The organism is Curtobacterium sp. HSID17257, from assembly GCF_003989515.1.
GTDB lineage: Bacteria > Actinomycetota > Actinomycetes > Actinomycetales > Microbacteriaceae > Curtobacterium.
In genome coordinates this window covers 1-19,127 of the sequence record NZ_RBLU01000057.1, presented here as the reverse complement: position 1 = coordinate 19,127, position 19,127 = coordinate 1, and the positions used below count along the sequence as shown (strand labels likewise).

18 protein-coding genes, 3 tRNA genes and 1 pseudogene are annotated in these 19,127 nt (G+C 71.8%); 8 read left to right on the top strand and 14 right to left on the bottom strand.

Annotated features, from left to right (window positions below; all coding sequences use genetic code 11):
- Positions 1–2,252, top strand: a 2,252-nt coding sequence (locus D8M35_RS10280) for an aldehyde dehydrogenase family protein (RefSeq protein WP_126891772.1), incomplete at its 5' end; no start/stop codon positions are given.
- Positions 2,253–2,287: 35 nt separating this feature from the next.
- Entirely contained in the window at positions 2,288–2,500 is a 213-nt protein-coding gene (locus D8M35_RS10275; protein ID WP_126891771.1) for a hypothetical protein, read from the top strand.
- A 10-nt stretch (positions 2,501–2,510) separates the two neighbouring features.
- Here D8M35_RS10275 and D8M35_RS10270 read toward each other — a convergent pair whose 3' ends face one another.
- The 8 genes from D8M35_RS10270 to D8M35_RS10235 form a co-directional block, all read right to left on the bottom strand.
- Positions 2,511–2,876, bottom strand: a complete 366-nt coding sequence (locus tag D8M35_RS10270) for a hypothetical protein (protein ID WP_126891770.1) — start codon at positions 2,874–2,876, stop codon at positions 2,511–2,513.
- The gene (locus D8M35_RS10265; RefSeq protein ID WP_126891769.1) at positions 2,873–3,868 is read right to left on the bottom strand and encodes an SDR family oxidoreductase; all 996 of its coding nucleotides are present in this window, start codon (positions 3,866–3,868) and stop codon (positions 2,873–2,875) included. The genes D8M35_RS10270 and D8M35_RS10265 overlap by 4 nt, the downstream gene beginning before the upstream one ends.
- 87 nt (positions 3,869–3,955) lie before the next feature.
- On the bottom strand, positions 3,956–5,227 hold the full coding sequence (locus D8M35_RS10260) for a phosphatidylserine decarboxylase family protein (protein ID WP_126891768.1): 1,272 nt from the start codon (positions 5,225–5,227) through the stop codon (positions 3,956–3,958).
- A 129-nt stretch (positions 5,228–5,356) separates the two neighbouring features.
- Complete coding sequence (locus D8M35_RS10255) at positions 5,357–6,688, bottom strand: hypothetical protein (RefSeq protein ID WP_126891767.1); 1,332 nt, start codon at positions 6,686–6,688, stop codon at positions 5,357–5,359.
- Between the two features lie 89 nt (positions 6,689–6,777).
- Complete coding sequence (locus D8M35_RS10250; protein ID WP_174234733.1) at positions 6,778–7,560, bottom strand: YqjF family protein; 783 nt, start codon at positions 7,558–7,560, stop codon at positions 6,778–6,780.
- Complete coding sequence (locus D8M35_RS10245) at positions 7,557–8,387, bottom strand: nitroreductase family protein (RefSeq protein ID WP_126891766.1); 831 nt, start codon at positions 8,385–8,387, stop codon at positions 7,557–7,559. Before D8M35_RS10245 ends, D8M35_RS10250 begins: the two co-directional genes overlap by 4 nt.
- Positions 8,388–8,415: 28 nt before the next feature.
- Positions 8,416–8,787 (bottom strand): hypothetical protein, encoded by a 372-nt coding sequence (locus tag D8M35_RS10240; protein ID WP_126891765.1) that lies wholly within the window; start codon positions 8,785–8,787, stop codon positions 8,416–8,418.
- A gap of 111 nt (positions 8,788–8,898) precedes the next feature.
- The gene (locus D8M35_RS10235; RefSeq protein WP_058729711.1) at positions 8,899–9,336 is read right to left on the bottom strand and encodes an Lrp/AsnC family transcriptional regulator; all 438 of its coding nucleotides are present in this window, start codon (positions 9,334–9,336) and stop codon (positions 8,899–8,901) included.
- A 235-nt stretch (positions 9,337–9,571) separates the two neighbouring features.
- Between D8M35_RS10235 and ddaH the strand changes: the two genes are divergently transcribed.
- Together ddaH and rocD are read left to right on the top strand one after the other, a co-directional pair.
- Complete coding sequence (gene ddaH / locus D8M35_RS10230) at positions 9,572–10,459, top strand: dimethylargininase (protein ID WP_126891764.1); 888 nt, start codon at positions 9,572–9,574, stop codon at positions 10,457–10,459.
- A gap of 2 nt (positions 10,460–10,461) precedes the next feature.
- Positions 10,462–11,733 carry an ornithine--oxo-acid transaminase gene (gene rocD / locus D8M35_RS10225; RefSeq protein WP_238638184.1) on the top strand — a complete coding sequence of 424 codons (1,272 nt, stop codon included), beginning with the start codon at positions 10,462–10,464 and terminating at the stop codon, positions 11,731–11,733.
- Between the two features lie 70 nt (positions 11,734–11,803).
- Here the strand turns inward: rocD and D8M35_RS10220 are convergent, their stop codons facing one another.
- A complete protein-coding gene (locus D8M35_RS10220) occupies positions 11,804–12,799 on the bottom strand; it encodes an SDR family oxidoreductase (protein WP_126891763.1) in 996 nt (331 codons plus the stop codon).
- Positions 12,800–12,857: 58 nt separating this feature from the next.
- Complete coding sequence (locus D8M35_RS10215; protein WP_126891762.1) at positions 12,858–13,502, bottom strand: hypothetical protein; 645 nt, start codon at positions 13,500–13,502, stop codon at positions 12,858–12,860.
- 203 nt (positions 13,503–13,705) lie between these two features.
- Between D8M35_RS10215 and D8M35_RS10210 the strand changes: the two genes are divergently transcribed.
- The gene (locus D8M35_RS10210; protein WP_126891761.1) at positions 13,706–14,716 is read left to right on the top strand and encodes an aldo/keto reductase family protein; all 1,011 of its coding nucleotides are present in this window, start codon (positions 13,706–13,708) and stop codon (positions 14,714–14,716) included.
- Positions 14,717–14,905: 189 nt separating this feature from the next.
- Here D8M35_RS10210 and D8M35_RS10205 read toward each other — a convergent pair.
- From D8M35_RS10205 to D8M35_RS10195, 3 genes are all read right to left on the bottom strand, one after another.
- Positions 14,906–14,978, bottom strand: a tRNA-Phe gene (locus tag D8M35_RS10205).
- Between the two features lies 1 nt (position 14,979).
- Positions 14,980–15,056: transfer RNA gene (locus tag D8M35_RS10200), tRNA-Asp, on the bottom strand.
- Between the two features lie 50 nt (positions 15,057–15,106).
- Positions 15,107–15,179: transfer RNA gene (locus D8M35_RS10195), tRNA-Glu, on the bottom strand.
- Positions 15,180–15,434: 255 nt separating this feature from the next.
- On the opposite strand from D8M35_RS10195, the gene D8M35_RS10190 reads away from it, so the two are divergent.
- Positions 15,435–16,712 (top strand): M23 family metallopeptidase, encoded by a 1,278-nt coding sequence (locus D8M35_RS10190; RefSeq protein WP_126891760.1) that lies wholly within the window; start codon positions 15,435–15,437, stop codon positions 16,710–16,712.
- Between the two features lie 33 nt (positions 16,713–16,745).
- Positions 16,746–18,203: an NlpC/P60 family protein gene (locus D8M35_RS10185; RefSeq protein WP_126891759.1), complete on the top strand. Its 1,458-nt coding sequence runs from the start codon at positions 16,746–16,748 to the stop codon at positions 18,201–18,203.
- Positions 18,204–18,320: 117 nt separating this feature from the next.
- Here the strand turns inward: D8M35_RS10185 and D8M35_RS10180 are convergent, their stop codons facing one another.
- Positions 18,321–18,812 (bottom strand): inorganic diphosphatase, encoded by a 492-nt coding sequence (locus tag D8M35_RS10180; protein ID WP_126891758.1) that lies wholly within the window; start codon positions 18,810–18,812, stop codon positions 18,321–18,323.
- Positions 18,813–18,863: 51 nt separating this feature from the next.
- Here D8M35_RS10180 and D8M35_RS10175 point away from each other — a divergent pair.
- Positions 18,864–19,127 (top strand): annotated as a pseudogene (locus D8M35_RS10175) (ATP-binding protein); the annotation flags it as partial.

Genomic DNA, 19,127 nt, shown 5'->3' with positions numbered 1-19,127 from the left:
CCGAGCACGTCGACGCCGTGGCCGCCCTCGTGCGTCCCGCGCCGCCCACCCGTCGCACGCAGGACCGCCGCCGGCCGCCGGGTGACCCGGTGCTGCGTTCGGCTGCCGAGAACACCCCGGACACCGACCCCTCGACGTCGGGCAACCGCGCCTGGGCGGCCGAGCTGCTCGGGCGGGTGCCGGAGTCGCAGCGGGGCGTCCGGACCATCCGCGCCGCCCGCATCACCGACCGCGGACACCTCGAACGACTCGTCGCCCGCACCGCACAGGCCGGCGTCAACTGGGGCCGGCAGGACCCGGAGGACCGCGCCGAGCTGTTCGACCTGATCGGCCACGCGCTCGAGACCCACCGAGGCGCACTCGTCGAGACGATGATCGCCGAGGTCGGCCTCACCCTGAGCGAGGCCGACGGCGAGGTCAGCCGGGCCGTCGACGCCGCCACGCACGCCGCCGACCGGACGCGGCACCTGGACGACATCACCGGCGCCGTCCCGGTGCCGCCGCGCCTGACGGTCGTCGTGCCGTCGTGGAACGCACCGCTCCTCGACGCCGCCGACGGCGTGCTCACCGCGCTCGCCGCGGGCAGCGGGGTCGTGCTCCAGCCCGCCACCGCCGCCCGACGCACCGGGGCCGTCTTCGCCGACGTGCTCTGGGACGCCGGGGTGCCGCACTCCCTGCTCCAGCTCGTCGACCTCGACGGCAGCGACCTCTCCCGCGACCTCGTGGCGCACCCCGCCGTCGACCGCGTCGTGCTCACCGGTACCCCCGACACCGCCCGCTCCTACCGCTGGTGGCGCGCGGACCTGCCCCTCGTGGCGGAGACCACCGGGGTCGTCACCGCGGTCGTCACCCCCTCGGCCGACCTCGACCAGGCGGTGCGGGACGTCGTGACCTCCGCCTTCGCCCGAGCCGGACAGGCGGCGTCGGCGGTGTCGCTGCTCGTGCTCGTCGGCTCCGTGGGAGAGAGCCCGCGCTTCCGCGAGCAGCTCGCCGACGCCGTCCGGGGCCTGCGCACCGCGTGGCCGACGGACCCGACCGCCCAGGTCGGCCCGCTCGTCGCCGAGCCGACCGGCGCCGTCCGGACCGCACTCACCGAACTGCGTCCGGGGGAGTCCTGGCTCGTCGAACCGGTCGCGCTCGACGACACCGGCCGGCTCTGGTCGCCCGGCGTGCGCGACGGGGTCCGTGCCACCGCCGACCTGTCGCGCTCCGCGGTGCCGGCACCCGTGCTCGACGTCGTGCGCGTGGAGACCCTCGACGAGGCGATCGCACTGCAGCACTCCGTCGACGGTGGCTCCGTCGCGGCACTCCACACACTGGACCCCGACGAGGTCGCGACCTGGTCCGACCGAACCCGCGCCGGCGTGCTCGTCGTCGGCCGGCCGACGACCGGAGCCCGGCCCGGACGCCAGCCCGTCGGCGGGTGGCGGGGGACCGCGGTGGGACCGACCGTGCACCGCGGCGGCCCGCTGGCCGTGATCGGTGCGGACCGCTGGGACCCGACCCGACGACAGCCGCACCGGAACATCCAGCTGCAGGGACTCGGCAACCGGGTCACCGCGGTGATCGAGGCCGCGCGGGCCGGACTGTCCTTCGAGGAGTTCGACCGCGTCCGCGCCGGGGCCGAGAGCGACGCCGCGGCCCGGGCGTCGCTGTACGGCCGGTCGCGCGACACGGCGGACCTGGTGGTCGAGCGCAACGTCATCCGCTTCCGCCCGCAGTCGGTCGTGGTCCGGCAGTCCTCCGGCGTCGGGGCCGGCGAGCTCGTCCGCGTGCTCGTCGCTGCGACCGCAGCCCGCGCGCACGTGCTCCTCAGCACCGCCCGACCCCTGCCCGCCGAACTCCTGCCGCTGTTCTCGAGGGCCCGGTCCCCCCTCGACGTGGTCGACCAGGTCGTCGAGGACGACGCCACGTTCCTCGGCCGTGCGGCAGCGGGCACCCTGCTGCAGGACGGCTGGTCGGACGGGACGGAGCCCGAACTCGACCCGATCGACATGGTGCTCGCGCAGGGGGCGGAGCCGCGGCGCAACGTCGCCTTCGGCGGCCCGGGGTCGCGCGTGCGGCTGCTCGGCGGTGACGCCCGGGCCCTCGAGGAGGCCCTGGGCGCCGGCACCGACACGACCATCCACGACGATCCCGTGGTGGAGTCCGGCATCGTCGAGATGCTGCACTTCCTGCGGGAGCAGACGGTGTCCGTCGTCGCGCACCGGCACGGTGACGTCTCCCGGGCGTTCAGTCGACTGCGGCTCTGAGGGACGGGACCGGACGCGAGCGTAGCGTCCGGAGCATGAACGCACGAGCGAACGACGACGAGGTCCAGACCGCCCCCGTGATGGACGGCGCGACCGAGGCCACCAACGACGAGAAGCTGCACGGCCTGGTCGAGCAGGTCGAGCACGACCACGGTCACGAGGGTGCCGGCGTGATGGCCGACCACCTGCGCGACCGCATGGACGAGACGGGTGTCGAGGAGGAGCACCCGATCGACGAGGTCGAGTAGTCCGTCCCGGTCAGCGTCGGCGCGGGCGTCCGCGTTCCGTGCCGACGAGGCCGATCTCGAGCGCGGTGAGCACCACCGCGACCACGAGCTGGCGAGCGGCGAACCCGCGCGTCTGCCGGTCGAGGGCGATGAGGGGCACCATCGTGACACCGTGCGTGGCGTCGACCGCTGCACCGAGGACGTGTGCCTCCGGTGCGGCCGCACGGGTGAGCAGCGCGGCCTGCACGAGCTGACGCACACCGAGCACGCGACCGAACACGGCGACCCGGCCCGTCGACCCGCGCGAGGCGAGCAGGTGGGCGACACCGATGGCGGCGCGGAGCCCCTCGACCCACCGAGCTCGCTGCCGACGGTCCCTGCGGGTGCGGCGGCTCACCGGCGCTTCCCCGCGGCCAGGGCGATCGCACCCGCGACACCGACGGCGGCGCCGATGATGCCGTTGCCGAGCCGGCGGTGCTCCACCCACCAGGTCTGCGGCGACCAGGCGTGCGCCGAGTCGTCGAAGACGCCGTGCGCGCCGTGGTCGCCGGGGACCGGCTCGTGCAGGTTCGTCGGCAGCGACTGCCCGTCCTTCTGCTCGGCCTGCTGCCCGCTCACCAGGGTCTTCGCCGCGTACCAGTCGGCGAAGCGGCCGCTGATCCGGTTGCCCAGGATCGTGTAGACGGTCGACTCGCCCACCCACGTGCGACGGCGCGGCCGTTCGGCGGTGACGGCGATCGCCCGGGCGCCGACCTCGGGCTGGTAGATCGGTGCGACGGGCTGCGGGTGGTGCGGCAGCAGCGACTTCACCCAGTTGAACTGCACGGTGTTGAGTGCCGGCATGTCGACGCGGCTCACGGCCACCCTGCTGCCCTGCTCCGTGAGCTCGGACACCACCGACTCGGTGAACCCGACGATGGCGTGCTTCGCGCTGCAGTAGGCGGCCTGCAGGGGGATGCCCCGGAAGCCCAGCGCCGAGCCGACCTGGATGACGTGCCCGCGGTCACGGGGGACCATGCGCGCGAGCGCCGCGCGGGTGCCGTTCACGAAGCCGAGGAAGTTGACGTCGACGGCGCGCTCGAAGTCGTCGGGCCCGGTGTCCGTGAAGCGCCCGAAGACCCCGACCATCACGCAGTTCACCCAGAGGTCGATCGGCCCGAGCTCCTGCTCGGTGCGGTCGGCGGCGGCTTCGACGGCCTGGCGGTCGGCCACGTCGGCGATCAGCGCGAGCCCACGGCGACCGACGGCCTCGACGTCGGCGACCGCGGCGTCGACACCGTCACGTCCACGGGCGAGGACGGCGACGTCCCACCCCCGGGCCGCGAGTTCGCGGACGGTCGCCCGCCCGAGTCCTGCCGAACCACCGGTCACCACTGCCACGCGCGTCATGCTGTCCGTTGTACGCAGGTCCGTGTGCACGCCGGTCCAGCCGGTGTCCCCCGGGCGCTGCGCTGCCGCCGGGCTCGCGCAGCGGGATCAGCCCACGGACCGCTGCCGCGCCGTCGCTAGGTGCGACCGCACGGGCAGCACCGACGGCTCCTCTTCCGGCGCCTGCGGGAGCGCCCCGAGCGAGAACGACTCGACCACGTCCGGCCCGAACAGCACGCACACCGACGATCCACCGAACTGGAAGTACCCGAGCTCGTCGCCCTTGCCGACCCGCGTACCGGCCTCGATCCCCTCGCCGATCACGCACGACGACACGTCGGACATCCCGACGAACACGACCGCGATCGTCCCGATCGTCGGATCGTCGGCGTCGATGAGCAGGATCGCGCGGGTGGCGACGTGTGCCAGGTACCCCTGCGACAGCTGCGGCTCGGCGGCATCGGCGCCCTGCGAGGAGGCCTCGGAGTAGTAGGTGCCCGGCTCCACCCAGGCACGCAGGACGGTCCCGGCCACCGGGCTGTGCCAGCGGTGGTACTCGAGCGCGCTGAGGAAGGCCTGCCAGACGGTGCCGTCGACGAACAGGTCGGCCGTCTCGTCGCCGGCGAGCAGCTCCTCGACCGAGTACGGCTCGGCCTTCGCCCAGAACTCGTCGAGCCGGTGGACGCGGCTCGCGATCCGGTACGGGGTGGCCTCGCACGGGCTGACCACCACGGCGTCGTCGTCGGGAGACGCCACCGGCCGCTCACCGTCCTTGAAGCGCCGCGTGAAGAAGTCGTTCCACGACCCGAAGCCCCAGTGCTCGGCATCGGCGTCGTGCTCGAACCGGTCCATGCCGACCGCCCGCCGAGCAGCGTCGCTGCACCACCCGGAGGGCGCGTCGACGAGCACCTCGAGGGACTTGTCGCTCGACAGGAAGTCGCACCACCCCTGCAGGATCGTCCGGAGCGCGTCGTTCACGCGCGGGTCCCGGTAGAAGGCGAAGCCCGCCGGGGTGGCCTTCGTCCAGTCGAGCACGCCGTCGAGCGGGGTCATCACCATCTGCTCGTCGCTGTACTCGGGCGCGGTCGTGATGACCTCGTCGACGAGTTCGAGCAGTTCCGCGAACGACTCGAGGTGCCGGTCCTGGTACGCACGACCGGCGGGGACCTGCTCGATCATCTGGTGTGCGTGCATGCGCAGGACGGGGTCGCCCTCGACGAGGTCGCGGAGGGCCGAGACCGCGGGGTGCAGGGCCCGGTCGGGGTCGCGCTCCTGGTGGCGTTCGCGACGCCCGCGGAGCCAGGCCTCGAGCCCGCTCTGGTCCTGCGGGAGCCATCCCGCTCGACGTCGGACGTCCTGCTGCTGCGTTCCACCGGTCACGTCAGGGACGCTACTCAGCTGCGGAAGGGAGCGTTCCGTCGCGGAACGACGGAACCCCGCCGGTCGACCGACCGGCGGGGTTCCTCGGGCCGCTTCCGCGTCAGCCCTCGACGGTGATGCTGATCGTCTTCACGACGTCCCACACGTTGCCGTGCGACTTCGCCATGAAGGTGAGTCGGCACGCGCCCGGTCGCTGGTACAGGTCCGCGGTGAAGCGCCCGTCGGTGACGGGGAACTCCTCGGCCTGCTTCCCTTGACGAGGACGCGCACCGAGTCTCCCGGAGCGGTGCCGGTGTACGTGGCGAAGCCGTGCGAGTCGAGGTGGACCGTCCCTGACTGGTCGACCGTGAGGTCCGTCACCGGCAGCACGGCACCACCGTCGCCGGGCTGCTCACCACCGCTGCCGCTGCCGTCGCCGGTGACGGTGTAGTTGAGCGTGTCGTCGGCGACGGGGGTGCCGTTCTCGGTGGCGGAGAGGCTGATGATCGCGAAGTGTCGTCCGGGCGCTGCCGGTACGTCGACGGACCAGCGGCCGTTCTCCACCTTGGTGGTCGCGAGGACGTTGCGCTCGTCGTCGGTCGCGGTCACCCAGCCGCCGGAGGCGCGGCCGGAGATGGTGACCTTGCCGTCCTTCGGCGTGAGTTCGGCGCCCTGTTCCTGGTCGATGCGCAGCGACCCGCGGTCGACGTGCTCGCCGCCCTGGTCGCCGTCGCCGGGCCGCTCGCCGCCCTGGTCGCCGTCGCCGGGCCGCTCACCGCCCTCGTTGCCGTCGCCGGGCTGCTCGCCGCCGCCGAACGTCCAGGACTCGACGGACTCGATCGACTGCTTCGCCCCGAGCACCTGCTTCGCCCGCACCTCGTTCTCACCCTTGCGGAACTCCACCACGACCGTGGCGACCCCGTACTCGGACGCACGCGCGACCGTCGAGCGGCCGTTGACGACGACCGTCACCTCGGCGCCCGGCAGCGCTTCGAACTCGACCTCGTGGGTCAGCTGGCCGCGGGCGACCGCGGCGGAGATCCGGTCGGTCTCCGTTTCCGAGATGAGGTTCTCGGGTGCCGAGAGGGGCATGCCCCGGAAGTCGAGGTCGACCGCGCGGGGCGTCGAGCCCTCCCCGGTGTCCACCGTGTACCGCGCGATGTCCGCACCGGTCGGCTTCACCAGGAAGCTGACGGGCGAAGCGGGGCTGCCGTCCTCGACCCGGACGACCTCGCCGGTCGGATCGAGGAGCCGGACGACGGTGTCACCGCTGACTGCGATGGTCACCTTCACGTACTGGCTGGCGTCGCGACCGAGCTGCTCCTGCTGCACATCGGTGATCGTGGTCGCGGTCGTCGAGCGGGAGGACGCTGCGGGCGACGTGTGCTGACCGGGAGCGGCGAACGCGCTCGCGCTGGCGCCGACGGCCAGGCAACTCGAGAGGACCACTGCGGATCCGATGACCATGGGACGGAAGTTCATGGCGTTCCTTTCGGAGACGGACTGGGTCTCCGAATGATGACGGCGTCGAAATGTTGTACATCGATACAATGCTGAATGCGAGCACTACCTCAGCGCCCTCGCGCGAAGCGCGTGGTCACCCCCGGCGAGTACAGCACCGAGTCCGGTTCCAGCCCGGACAGCCCGAAGGGCAGCCCCGCAGCCGCCACCAGGTCGTCCCGCAGCGACACGAGGGACGCGCGGTGCAACGGCCACGCCTCGTGCTCGTTCGGCCAGTACCGCGTCGCACCCACCCGCCGCACGTGCATGCCCCACCGTGCCGTCAGGAACGTCTCGAGCGGCGTCGGCTCCTCGACGACGTCTCCCACGCGCACGTCGAAGGTCGATCGCAGGTGCGTCCCGTGCCGCCGCATCGCGTACCCGACCCGGTCGTCGGTCCTCCGGATCGCCGCGTGCGCCCACCAGTACGGCAGACCCGTCACCACCCGCGCGCCGACCGTCGGCAGCAGCTTCCCGGCGTCGAGCGACAGGAACGCGACACCCCGCCGGCCCTGGTCGTCGCGCGTGTAGACCCGCACGTTGACCTCGACGAAGTCGCCGACGCTGCCGGCTCGGCCGAGCCGACCGAGCGGCGGGAAGCGCGTGTCCGTGAACCGGAACCCGATGAGGCCCACCCACGTGGTGACCCCGTCGTCCGTCCCGTCGAGCGCCATCGTGTCCGGGAAGGCCCCGTCGGGCAGCAGCGGTGCCACGGCCGACACATCGACGCGCCAGTGCACGAACACCACGTCGAGCCAGTCCTGCGAGATCCACGGCACACCGCGCAGGGGCGGCGCCTCCGGCGAGACGGCCGGGAGGCTCCGCTCGCCCCCGTCAGGCCGTCCGGCGGTCACGAGACGGTCCCGTCGGTCGCGCGCGCAGCGTCCGGCACGTCGTCCCACCCCTGCTGCGGGGTGTCGCAGGTCCCGCGGAACACGTACTGCGACGGGCGCTTCCGCTCGTTCGACACCCAGTCGATGGCCGGACGACGACGCTCCGGCGGCAGGTACCCGATCCGGTACACGGCCATCAGCTCGAGTTCCGGCGGCACCGCGAGGAGCTGCTCGACCTCGGCCCAGGCCTCCTCGATCTCCATCGGGAAGGACACGAACTGGATCCCCAGGCCGAGCTCGGTCGTGGCGAGCCAGACGTTCTCCATCGCCGCGCCCATGCTGAACACGGAGTAGAAGGCGTTGCGCGCCTCCTTCCGGTACTCGTCGCGGTCGAGCATCACCCCGAGCAGGAGTGGCGACCCGGCGACGAGCTTCCGGTTCTCCTCGCCGAGGGTCTGTGGCACCCGGAGCGTGTTCATGAGCAGCTGCCCGCGCTTCGTGAACACCTGCTTCGTGAAGGGCTTGAGCGGCCCGGGGAGCTTGTCGAACAGCATCCCGTCGCGCCGCTCGTCCATCTCGGCCTGCGAGAACCGGAAGTACGGCCGGTAGCGCGTGAAGAACGACCCCTCGGCCATCGTCCTCGTCATCGACCGGCCGCTGATGTCGGCGATGCGATCGATCGTGTCCCGCTCCTCGACGATCACGAACCGCCACGGCTGGCTGTTCAGCTGCGAGGGTGCCCGCCCGGCGAGCTCCATGAGCAGCCGCTGGTGTTCCTCGGACACCGGTTCGGGCAGGAACGCCCCGTTGGTCGTGCGTCGGCGTCGGATGGCCTCGAAGAGCTCCACGTGCGTCCCTCGTGTCTCGTGGTCGTGGTCAGCGCCGTGCGAGCAGCGCCCCCAGGTAGGACGGTGCGGCGGCGACCGCGACTCTCCAGTGTGCTCCCGAGCGGGGGTTCGTGCGTGGAGCGAGTGCGAGGGGCACCAGGGCCGGCAGCAGGAAGAGTGCCGAGCGGTCGCGGGTCCAGACGGGGGTGGTCGCGGCGACGCCGGTCAGGGTCGCGGTGACGACGAAGAGGCCGTGGTGCACGACGCGGAGCTTCTTCGTCCGGATGATCCGGACCGCGACGGCGGTGCCCCAGAGGCAGTTCGCGACGTACGCGACGGCGGCCGCGGTGACCAGGCGGCGGGCCGCCGGCCGACGTGCGGGGGCCGCGCCGCGCCTCCAGGCCGTCATCCCGATCCCCACCACCGCGACCCTACGCGCGGAACACTCGCAAGACGCAACGTGGGCGCTCCCTCGCAGCGCTGTGCCGCTGCGCACTGTCGCCGACGTTGCGTTTCGCGGAAGAGATGGGGGTTAGGCGGATTCGCGGCTGACCAGCTTGGACAGGACGATCGCGCTGCGGGTGTGGTCCACCTGCGGGGCCAGGCGCACCCGGTCGAGCGCCAGCTCGAGCGCCGGCAGGTCCCGCGACCGCATGTGCACCACGGCGTCGGCGCTGCCCGTGACCGTGCCCGCGTCGACGACCTCGGGCACGGTGTCGAGCAGCGTGCGGAGCTCGTCGGGCGAGACCGTGCCGCGGCAGTACAGCTCGACCCAGGCCTCGGTGCCGCGGTCCTCGACCGCGGGGTCGACCTTGATCGTGAAGCCCTGGATGACCCCGTCGGCGACCAGACGGTCCACCCGACGCTTGACGGCGGACGCGGAGAGTCCGACCACCGACCCGATGTCGCCGTAGCCGGCTCGGGCGTTCTCCCGGAGCTGGTCCAGGATGCGGTGGTCGAGCGTGTCCATGTTCGTCAATCGTACGCGGGGTTCTTGCGAGCCGGGTGGGTCCGACGCAGGAATCGTGCGTCACCCGAACGGGTGCCACGCGCTCGTGGACGGGGTACTGCACCGACCGGACCGTTCGTGCAAGACTCTGGGCAGGCGTCGACCTGGTCCGCCTCCGGCGAGTGAGCCTGCGTCTCGTCGGAGCTCTCCCGTGGTGGTTCCTGGCAGGCTCGGGCCAGAAGTCCCAGGAGGACTGATGTCGAACACCGCAACCGAACCGCAGGCCGCACCGGCCCGTGTCGCCACGAAGCGCACGATCCTGATGTGCAAGCCGACGCACTACACGGTCAGCTACCGGATCAACCCGTGGATGCACCCCGAGGAGCCGACCGACACGTCGAAGGCCGTCGAGCAGTGGCAGTCGCTCGTCGACGTCTACGAGCAGCTCGGCTTCGACATCTCGTACATCGAGCCGATCGAGGGCCTGCCGGACATGGTCTACGCGGCCAACGGCGGCTTCGTGCTCGACGGCGTCGCGTACGGCGCGAAGTTCCAGTACCCCGAGCGCCAGCCCGAGGGCCCCGCGTACATGGACTGGTTCCGCAGCGCCGGCCTGACCGTCGCCGAGCCCGAGGAGACCAACGAGGGCGAGGGTGACTTCCTGCTCATCGGCGACAGCATCTTCGCCGGCACCGGTTTCCGCTCGGACAGCACCTCGCACGAGGAACTCGCCCGCATCTACGGCCGCGAGGTCGTCACCCTCAAGCTCATCAACCCGAGCTTCTACCACCTCGACACCGCCATCGCCGTGCTCGACCCGGAGCCCGACGCGTCCGGCCGTTCGAACATCGCCTACCTCGAGAGCGCCTTCGACGAGGCCTCGCTGGCGATCCTGCGCGAGCGGTTCCCGGACGCGATCATCGCGACCGAGGAGGACGCCGCGATCCTCGGCCTCAACTCGTACTCCGACGGCTACAACGTCGTGATCGCCTCCCGCGCTGTCCGGTTCGCCGAGCAGCTGCGCGAGAAGGGCTACAACCCGATCGGCGTCGACCTGTCCGAGCTCCTGCTCGGCGGCGGCGGCGTGAAGTGCTGCACGCTCGACCTGCACCCCGTCGGCACCGGCACCTCGGTCGCGCGGTAGCCGTGAGCACCGCGACCGGAGCCGGTACCCACACGGGTGCCGGCGCGTCCGGCGACGCCACCGGACTCGGTGGTGCCACCGCCGCTGCGCTCGCCGTCGAGGACCGCTTCCTCGCTCACAACTACAGCCCGCTGCCGGTCGTCATCGCGTCCGGCCAGGGCGCGTGGGTGACCGACGTCGACGGCAAGCGCTACCTGGACGGACTCGCCGCGTACTCCGCGGTGAACTTCGGCCACGGCCACCCCCGGCTGCTCGACGCCGCCCGGGCCCAGCTCGACCGGGTGACCCTGACGAGCCGCGCGTTCGTCAACGACCGGCTCGGCCCGTTCGCCGCCGCTCTGGCGTCGCTGACCGACACCGAACTCGTGCTCCCGATGAACACCGGTGCCGAGGCCGTCGAGTCGGCGATCAAGGTCTCCCGCGCCTGGGGCTACCGGGTCAAGGGCGTGCCGGCCGGGCAGGCCACGATCGTCGTCGCGTCCGGGAACTTCCACGGCCGCACCACGACGATCGTCTCGTTCTCGGACGACCCCTCCGCCCGCGAGGACTTCGGGCCGTACACACCGGGCTTCCGGACGGTGCCGTACGGTGACGCCGCGGCCCTGCGGGAGGCGATGGACGAGACCGTCGTCGCCGTCCTGCTCGAGCCGATCCAGGGCGAGGGCGGGGTCGTCATCCCGCCGGAGTCCTACCTGCCCGCCGTGCGCGGGATCTGCGACGAGTTCGGCGCGCTGTTCGTCGCCGACGAGATCCAGTCCGGCCTCGGGCGGACCGGGCACACCCTCGCCGTCCAGCGCGTCGACGTCCGCCCCGACCTCGTCACGCTCGGCAAGGCCCTCGGCGGCGGGATCGTCCCGGTCTCCGCGGTCGTCGGCTCCCGCGAGGTGCTCGGTGTCCTGCGTCCGGGCGAGCACGGGTCGACGTTCGGCGGGAACCCGCTCGCGGCCGCCGTCGGGTCCGAGGTCGTCGCGATGCTCGGCGAGGGCACCTTCCAGCAGCGCGCGCTCGACGGTGAACCGCTGCTCCGCGGGCTGCTCGACGAGCTCGTGGGACACGGAGTGGTCTCGCACCGCGTCGCCGGGCTCTGGGCGGGGATCGACATCGACCCCGCGCTCGGCACCGGCAAGGAGATCGCGCACGACCTGGCCGACCGGGGTGTGCTCGTGAAGGACACGCACGGGTCGACGATCCGCTTCGCGCCGCCGCTCGTCGTCACCGACGACGAGGTGCGCCTGGCGATCGGGACCCTCGGCGAGGTGCTGGCCGCGCGCTAGACGCGACCACCTGTCGGACGGGAGGCGCGTGGCGGGCCCGCCACGCGCCTCCCGTCCGTTGCGCTCCGCGTCAACGCACCTGCCACCGCTCCACGAGCTGGTCCATCAGCCCGTCGAGCCGCTCGTCCGTCACCTGGCGCGACGGGTCGGCGTCGAACCACGCGACGATCTCCCGCGCGCCCTGCCGGATCGACGTCGTCTGCGCGAACTCCGGCACGAGCGTCTGCACCTTCGTGTTGTCGAACACCGAGGTGTTCGCCTTGTCCCCGAGCAGGCTCGCACCCCAGTCGGCGTCGAGCGCGTCGATCGCATCGCTCGGCACGTGCACGATCTGCAGGTCGTCGACCCCCGCAGCCACCGCGAGCTCGTGCGCGATGCGGTCCCAGGTCGGCGCCTCGTCGCCCGTGATGTGGAAGGCCTCGCCGATGGCCTCGGCCCGGTCGAGCAGCCCCACGAAACCGACCGCGAAGTCCCGCGCGTGCGTGATCGTCCACAGCGAGCTGCCGTCCCCGCACACCACGACCGGCTTCCCCGCGCGCATCCGCCCGAGCACCGTCCATCCGCCGGAGAACGGCACGAGCGTCTCGTCGTAGGTGTGCGACGGCCGGATGATCGTCATCGGGAAGTCGTCCTCGCGGTACGCCTTCACGAGCAGGTCCTCGCACGCGATCTTGTCGCGCGAGTACTGCCAGAAGGGGTTCTTCAGCGGCGTCGACTCGGTGATCGGCAGGTGCGTCGCGGGCGTCTGGTACGCCGAGGCCGACGAGATGAAGACGTACTGGTTCGTCCGACCGGTGAACACCTCGATGTCCCGTTGCACCTGGTCGGGCGTGAACGCCACGAAGTCGATGACGACGTCCCAGTGCTGGTCGCCGATCGCGGCTTCCAGCGCGGTGCGGTCCGACACGTCGGCCTGGAGGCGCGTCACGGCATCCGGGATCGGCCGCTTGTCCGTCGCGCCCCGGTTGAGCACGGTGACGTCGAACCCCTGCTCGACGGCTTCGCGGACGCACGCGGCGCTGATGATGCCGCTGCCGCCGATGAACAGCACGCTCGGTCCCGACATGGATGCTCCTTCGCTCCCGGCGGTGCCGCTGTGCACCGCGCCCCTGCGATCCTGCCCCTCAGCCGCTGGGTCGGGCGTCCAGGACTGCGCCGAGCGACGTCACGTCCGCCGCCCACTCGGCGGCTGCGGGGTGCATCCAGCCGAGCAGGTCGAGTGCGTCGTCGAGGTCACGGCGGAGGTCCCGCTGGTGGATCGGCTCATGGTGGGCGGCGCGGTTCCGGACGAAGTGCAGCTGCTGCATGCGAGTGCGGACCTGCCGCTGGCGTGTCAGGACGTCCGCCGGCCCTCGCGGGAAGGCGCGGTGCAGCGCTGGGGTCCACAGGGCGGTGAGGTAGCGCGTCTCGACCAGGTACCGCCAGAAACCGAAGGACAGTTCCGCGACGACGCGTCCATGCACTTCGGGCCGTCGTCCGTTCCGGGTTGCGCGTGCTCGGGCCTTCGCCAGGTCGAGTCGTCCCTGCTGATCGAGCGGCACGGCGTCGAACCACGTCGTGGCGCCGCGTCGGGCTGCCCAGGCTCGGAGCTCCTCGTCCAGGGCGTTGCGTGCGACGACCTCGACGATGCCGGTCAGCTCCAGGACTGCTGCCGCGGCATGCATGTTCCACTCGTAGAGGTGGAGCGCGCTCGCGACGTCCGGGCACCGCAGCGTGTACGACCGCAGTCGCTCTGACGTCAGGAGCGCCGGGAGATCTTGGCGAGGCATCGGCTTCCTTGTAGACTCGGTGACGAAGACCCCGGAACGATCACTGGCTTCGGCCACATCGCCGGGGTTTCGTCTTGCGCGGTCTGCTACTGATACATCACCGTACTGGCCCATCGGCGAAGAGTGGAAGCCGTCGGGCCGCTGCGGACTACCGTCACGAGTCGGGGCGCACCGATGCGCTCCACGACAGGAGTGACACGCACATGGAGTACCGCTACCTCGGCAACTCGGGCCTCAAGGTCTCCGAGATCACCTACGGCAACTGGCTCACCCACGCATCCCAGGTCGAGAACGACGCGGCGATCGCCTGCGTCCGGGCCGCGCTCGACGTCGGCATCTCGACGTTCGACACCGCCGACGTCTACGCGAACACCGGCGCCGAGACCGTCCTCGGCGAAGCACTCAAGGGGGAGCGTCGCCAGTCGCTCGAGATCGCCACGAAGGTCTTCGGTCCCACCGGCCCGAAGGGGCACAACGACACCGGGTTGAGCCGGAAGCACATCCTCGAGTCGATCGACGGCTCGCTCGAGCGGCTGCAGACCGACTACGTCGACCTCTACCAGGCACACCGCTTCGACCACGAGACCCCGCTCGAGGAGACGATGCAGGCCTTCGCCGACGTCGTTCGGCAGGGCAAGGTCCTGTACGTCGGCGTCTCGGAGTGGACTGCGGACCAGCTCCGGGCCGGCGCGGCACTGGCGAAGGACCTCGGGTTCCAGCTCATCTCGAACCAGCCGCAGTACTCGGCGCTCTGGCGGGTCATCGAGGGCGAAGTCGTCCCCGCGTCGAAGGAGCTCGGGATCTCGCAGATCGTCTGGTCGCCGATCGCCCAGGGGGTCCTGACCGGCAAGTACCAGCCCGGTCAGCCGCTGCCCGAGGGTTCGCGTGCCACCGACGACAAGGGCGGCGCGAAGATGATCGAGCGGTTCATGAACGACGAGACGCTGTCGGCGGTGCAGGACCTCAAGCCGATCGCGGACGAGCTCAGCCTGTCGATGGCGCAGCTCGCGGTGGCCTGGGTGCTGCAGAACGAGAACGTGGCGTCGGCGATCATCGGCGCCTCGCGTCCGGAGCAGGTGCACGACAACGCCGGCGCGGCCGGGGTGCAGATCCCTGCCGAGCTGATGTCCCGCATCGACGACGCCCTCGGGTCGGTCGTCGAGCGCGACCCGGCGAAGACGAACGACAGCAGCCCGAAGACCCGCGAGGCCTGAGGCCGCGAAGCGCCGGCGGCTCGCGGTCAGCACAACGGGAAGCACGTCGCGCCAGGGAAGTCCGTGGCGCGACGTGCTCCCGGTTGTGCGCGAGCAGGTCGAGCCACCGAAGTGCGACGAGCGACGAGCGACGAGCGCACCCCCGGGAACGCAAAAGAGCCCCTCACTCTCGTGAGGGGCTCTTCACCGTGGCTGGACACGGCATCGATCCGTGGACCTTTCGATTTTCAGTCGAACGCTCTACCAACTGAGCTATCCAGCCGTGGCGACCCTGACGGGACTTGAACCCGCGACCTCCGCCGTGACAGGGCGGCACGCTAACCAACTGCGCTACAGGGCCATGTGTTTTGTTGTGTGGTGTTGCTCAGCTGCTTGCTCACTCACGTGGAGTGACCCCAACGGGATTCGAACCCGTGCTGCCGCCGTGAAAGGGCGGTGTCCTAGGCCACTAAACGATAGGGCCGCAAGCTGCGCCGTGCGCTACCGGGAGTCAAGCATACGGACGGTCCGCGTGATGCACAAATCGAACGCCCCCGAGCGTGCATCCCCGGCGTGTCGCGCCCTGCCGATGCTGCTCGGGCGGGGGTCCGGTGCAACCATCATGGGCGGCCTGGACCCTCGCTCGGGGGTGTCCCTGCCGTGACCCGTGTTGTTACTGTTGCGTCTGTTGACAGTGTGGCGTGTCCGAGCCTCGCCGCACCGTTACGAGATCGAGACCATGTCGCCTGCACCCCACCGCATCCCCAGCTCCCGCCGCCGCGTCCTCGCCGCCGCGGTCGCCGTCGTGCTCTCCGCCGGCGCCCTCGCCGCGGTAGGCCCGGTCGCCGCGGCCTCGGCCACGAGCTACCCCAGCTGGTCGGACGTCGAGCAGGCGAAGGCATCGAAGGACGCCCAGCAGGCCAAGGTCACCGAGATCAAGGCGCTCCTCCAGGACCTGACCGCGAAGGCATCGGCCGCGCAGCAGGAGTCCGAGGCGGCCGGCACGGCGTACCAGACGGCGCAGACGAAGTACGACGCCGCGACCCTCGAGCAGCAGACGCTGCAGCAGCAGGCGGACGAAGCAGACCGCACCGCGAAGCGCTCCGAGGAGCAGGCCGGGCAGCTCGCCGCGCAGCTCGGTCGCGCCAGCGCGAACGACGTGACGACCGACATCCTCACGCACCCGTCCGACTCCGGCGACCTGCTCTACGAGCTCGGGGCGATGTCGAAGCTCACCGAGCAGGCCGACGGCATCTACTCGCAGGCCTCGCAGGACCGCGGGGTCGCGCAGGGCCTCGCGGACCGGTCCGAGCAGGCCAAGGAGGCCCTCGGCGCCCTCGCCGACGCGGCCCAGGCGAAGATGCAGGCCGCCCAGGACGCCGCCGACCGCGCGCAGACCGCCGTCGACGCGCAGGCGGACAACCAGTCCCGGCTCGAGGCCCAGCTCACCCTGCTGACCACGAACGCGCAGGACGTCGAGGCGGCGTACGACAAGGGCGTCGCAGAGGCGAAGGCGCAGGAGGCCGCCCGTGCAGCTGCGGCGGCGCAGGCAGCAGCGCAGGCCGGGGCGACGAGCCAGGGCGGCACGGGCGGCGGCGCGCCGAACTCCTCCGGCTGGGTCCGTCCCGCCGGCGGGTACCAGACGAGCCCCTACGGCTACCGCGTCGACCCGTACACGCACAACCGGGCACTGCACGCCGGTGTCGACCTCGCGCCCGCCTGCTACGCCCCGATCTACGCCGCCCACTCGGGCACGGTGACGTTCGCCGCGAACGGCGGCGGTTACGGCAACGAGGTCGTGCTGGACAACGGCGGCGGCATCTCCACCGCCTACGGGCACATCGTCGACGGCGGCATCCTCGTCTCCGTCGGGCAGCACGTCGAGGCCGGGCAGCAGATCGCGAAGATCGGCTCCACCGGCTGGTCGACGGGGTGCCACCTCCACTTCGAGACCCGGGTGAACGGTTCCGCCGTCGACCCGGTCCCCTTCATGGCAGCGCGGGGGATCTCGGTATGAGCAACAGCGCCGTCGAGAGGCCCTGAGCCAGACATGAAGCCCTCCTCCCGCACCCTGTCCGGCTGCACCGCGGTCGTCGCCGTCCTCGGCATCGGCCTGTCGGTCGTCGTCGCCGGTCCCGCGCAGGCAGCCCCGTCCGCCCCGAGCTGGGACGACGTGCGCCAGGCGAAGGCCGACACGGCTCAGGCCCAGTCGACCGTGGACGAGCTGAGCGCTCGACTGCAGACGCTGCAGGACGCCGCGGACAGCGCCGAGGTCTCGGAGCTCCAGGCGGCGCAGGACTACGCGATGGCGGTGTCGCAGCAGCAGGAGGCGCAGGCGTCCCTCGACGACCTGACGGCACAGGCGAAGCGTGCCGAGCAGCGGGCGGACGAGTCGGCGGCCCAGGTCGCGGGGCTCGTCGTGGAGCTCTCCCGCACCGGTGGCGGCGACCTGTCGACCTCGATGCTCGTCGACGCCTCGGACGCGAAGGACCTGCTCTACCGCGTGGGGACGGTCTCGCACCTCTCCGAGCGGTCGGCCCGGGTGCTCGCCCAGGCGCAGACCGACCAGAACACCGTCGAGTCGATCGCCGCACAGCAGTCGGCGGCGACGAAGGCCCTCGCCGCGGCGACGTCGAAGTCCGAGCGGGCGCTCGACGAGGCCAACGACGCCTCGGCCTCGGCCCGGGCCAGCGTGCAGCAGCAGCAGGACAAGCAGTCCGAGGTGCTCGACCAGCTGGCGTTCCTCAAGGGCACGAGCAAGGCGACCGAGACGGCCTACTGGAACGAGCAGCAGGCGGCACGCGCCGAACAGCAGCTCGCCGCCCGGACCGCCGCCGCCTCCCGGGACACCGCGTCCGCCGGCAGCACCGACCCCGCGTCGACGTCCGTGCCGTCCCGCCCGAGCACGAGCCAGCCCGGCACGAACCAGCCCAGCACGAACCAGCCCAGCACGACGCAGCCGAACACGAGCCCGTCGCGACCGAGCACCACGCAGCCGAGCACGACCCCGTCACGCCCTGCCCCTGCCCCTGCGCCTGCGCCGGCGCCCGCGCCTGCTCCGGCCCCGGCTCCCGCACCAGCCCCGGCACCTGCCCCCAAGCCGGTCTCGAGCCCGTCGAAGGCCGCCGGTGCCATCGCGTACGCGCGGAACCAGCTCGGCAAGGCGTACGTCCTGGGCGGCGCGGGCCCGAACACCTGGGACTGCTCCGGCCTGGTGATGATGGCGTACAACTCGCAGGGCATCGCGACCGGCGGCCACAACGTCGTCTGGCAGTACAACTACTTCAAGTCCGTCGGGCGGCTCGTCCCGCTGTCGCAGCGGCAGCCCGGCGACATCCTCTTCTACTCGTCGAACGGCAGCGTCTCCGGCGCCTACCACGACAGCATCGTCACGAGCTACGGCACGATGGTCGAGGCCGCCCGGCCCGGCGTCGGAGTGGTCGAGCGCGGTATCTGGCTGCCGAACCAGCTCCTGCCGTACGTCGGCCGCCCGAGCGGTTCGGTCTAGCCCGAGCGACCCGCAACGAGCGACCCGCAGCCCGCGACCGGGACTCCGACCCCGAACGGACGACGGCGCCCGCACTCCCCGAGGGGAGCGCGGGCGCCGTCGTCGTGTGTGCGGGCGTCAGTGACCGGCGGGCACGTACGCGGCCTGGCCGGCCTGCACGATGCGCTCGGCCTCGGCGGCGTCGCCCCAGCCCTCAGCCTTGACCCACTTGTTCGGCTCGAGGTCCTTGTAGCGCTCGAAGAAGTGCGCGATCTCGGCCTTGGTCTGCTCCGGCACGTCCGAGATGTCCTGGATGTGTGCCCAGCGCGGGTCCTTGGCGGGGACGACGAGGACCTTCTCGTCGTTGCCGGCCTCGTCGCTCATCTTGAAGACGCCGACCGGGCGGACCTTCACGCCGACACCCGGGAACGTCGGGAACTCGAGCAGCAGCAGCGCGTCCACGGGGTCGCCGTCGTCGGCCAGGGTCTTCTCGAAGAACCCGTAGTCGGTCGGGTACACGAACGAGGTGAACAGCACGCGGTCGAGGTAGACGCGACCGGTCTCGTGGTCGACCTCGTACTTGTTGCGGCTGCCCTTGGGGATCTCGACGACGACGTCGTACGCGGTCATGGTGCGCTCCTGGTCTCATGTGCGGGAAGAAAGCGCGGCTAACGTTACCGGGTGAACACTCCGCGTCCCCGGTTGGACCCGGCCGTCGCCGCGACCCGGCTGGCGGTCCGCACGCTGCTGTCCCGGGCGCGTGACGAGGGACTGCTGCACCCGGGCGACCTGGTCACCGTCGCGCTGAGCGGCGGAGCGGACTCGCTCGCGCTCGCCGCGGCCACCGCGTTCGAGGCGCCGAAGCACGATCTCCGGGCCGGCGCGGTCGTGGTCGACCACGCGCTCCAGGCGGGCAGCGAGGCGGTGGCGAGCCGCGCCTCCAGA

Coding starts and splice junctions, on each gene's coding strand:
- D8M35_RS10190 (WP_126891760.1), top strand. CDS start 15,435: ATGTCGCCTGCACCCCACCGCATCCCCAGCTCCCGCCGCCGCGTCCTC.
- D8M35_RS10235 (WP_058729711.1), bottom strand. CDS start 9,336: ATGGACACGCTCGACCACCGCATCCTGGACCAGCTCCGGGAGAACGCC.
- D8M35_RS10255 (WP_126891767.1), bottom strand. CDS start 6,688: ATGAACTTCCGTCCCATGGTCATCGGATCCGCAGTGGTCCTCTCGAGT.
- D8M35_RS10215 (WP_126891762.1), bottom strand. CDS start 13,502: ATGCCTCGCCAAGATCTCCCGGCGCTCCTGACGTCAGAGCGACTGCGG.
- D8M35_RS10180 (WP_126891758.1), bottom strand. CDS start 18,812: ATGACCGCGTACGACGTCGTCGTCGAGATCCCCAAGGGCAGCCGCAAC.
- D8M35_RS10265 (WP_126891769.1), bottom strand. CDS start 3,868: ATGACGCGCGTGGCAGTGGTGACCGGTGGTTCGGCAGGACTCGGGCGG.
- D8M35_RS10220 (WP_126891763.1), bottom strand. CDS start 12,799: ATGTCGGGACCGAGCGTGCTGTTCATCGGCGGCAGCGGCATCATCAGC.
- ddaH (WP_126891764.1), top strand. CDS start 9,572: ATGTCGAACACCGCAACCGAACCGCAGGCCGCACCGGCCCGTGTCGCC.
- D8M35_RS10185 (WP_126891759.1), top strand. CDS start 16,746: ATGAAGCCCTCCTCCCGCACCCTGTCCGGCTGCACCGCGGTCGTCGCC.
- D8M35_RS10210 (WP_126891761.1), top strand. CDS start 13,706: ATGGAGTACCGCTACCTCGGCAACTCGGGCCTCAAGGTCTCCGAGATC.
- D8M35_RS10275 (WP_126891771.1), top strand. CDS start 2,288: ATGAACGCACGAGCGAACGACGACGAGGTCCAGACCGCCCCCGTGATG.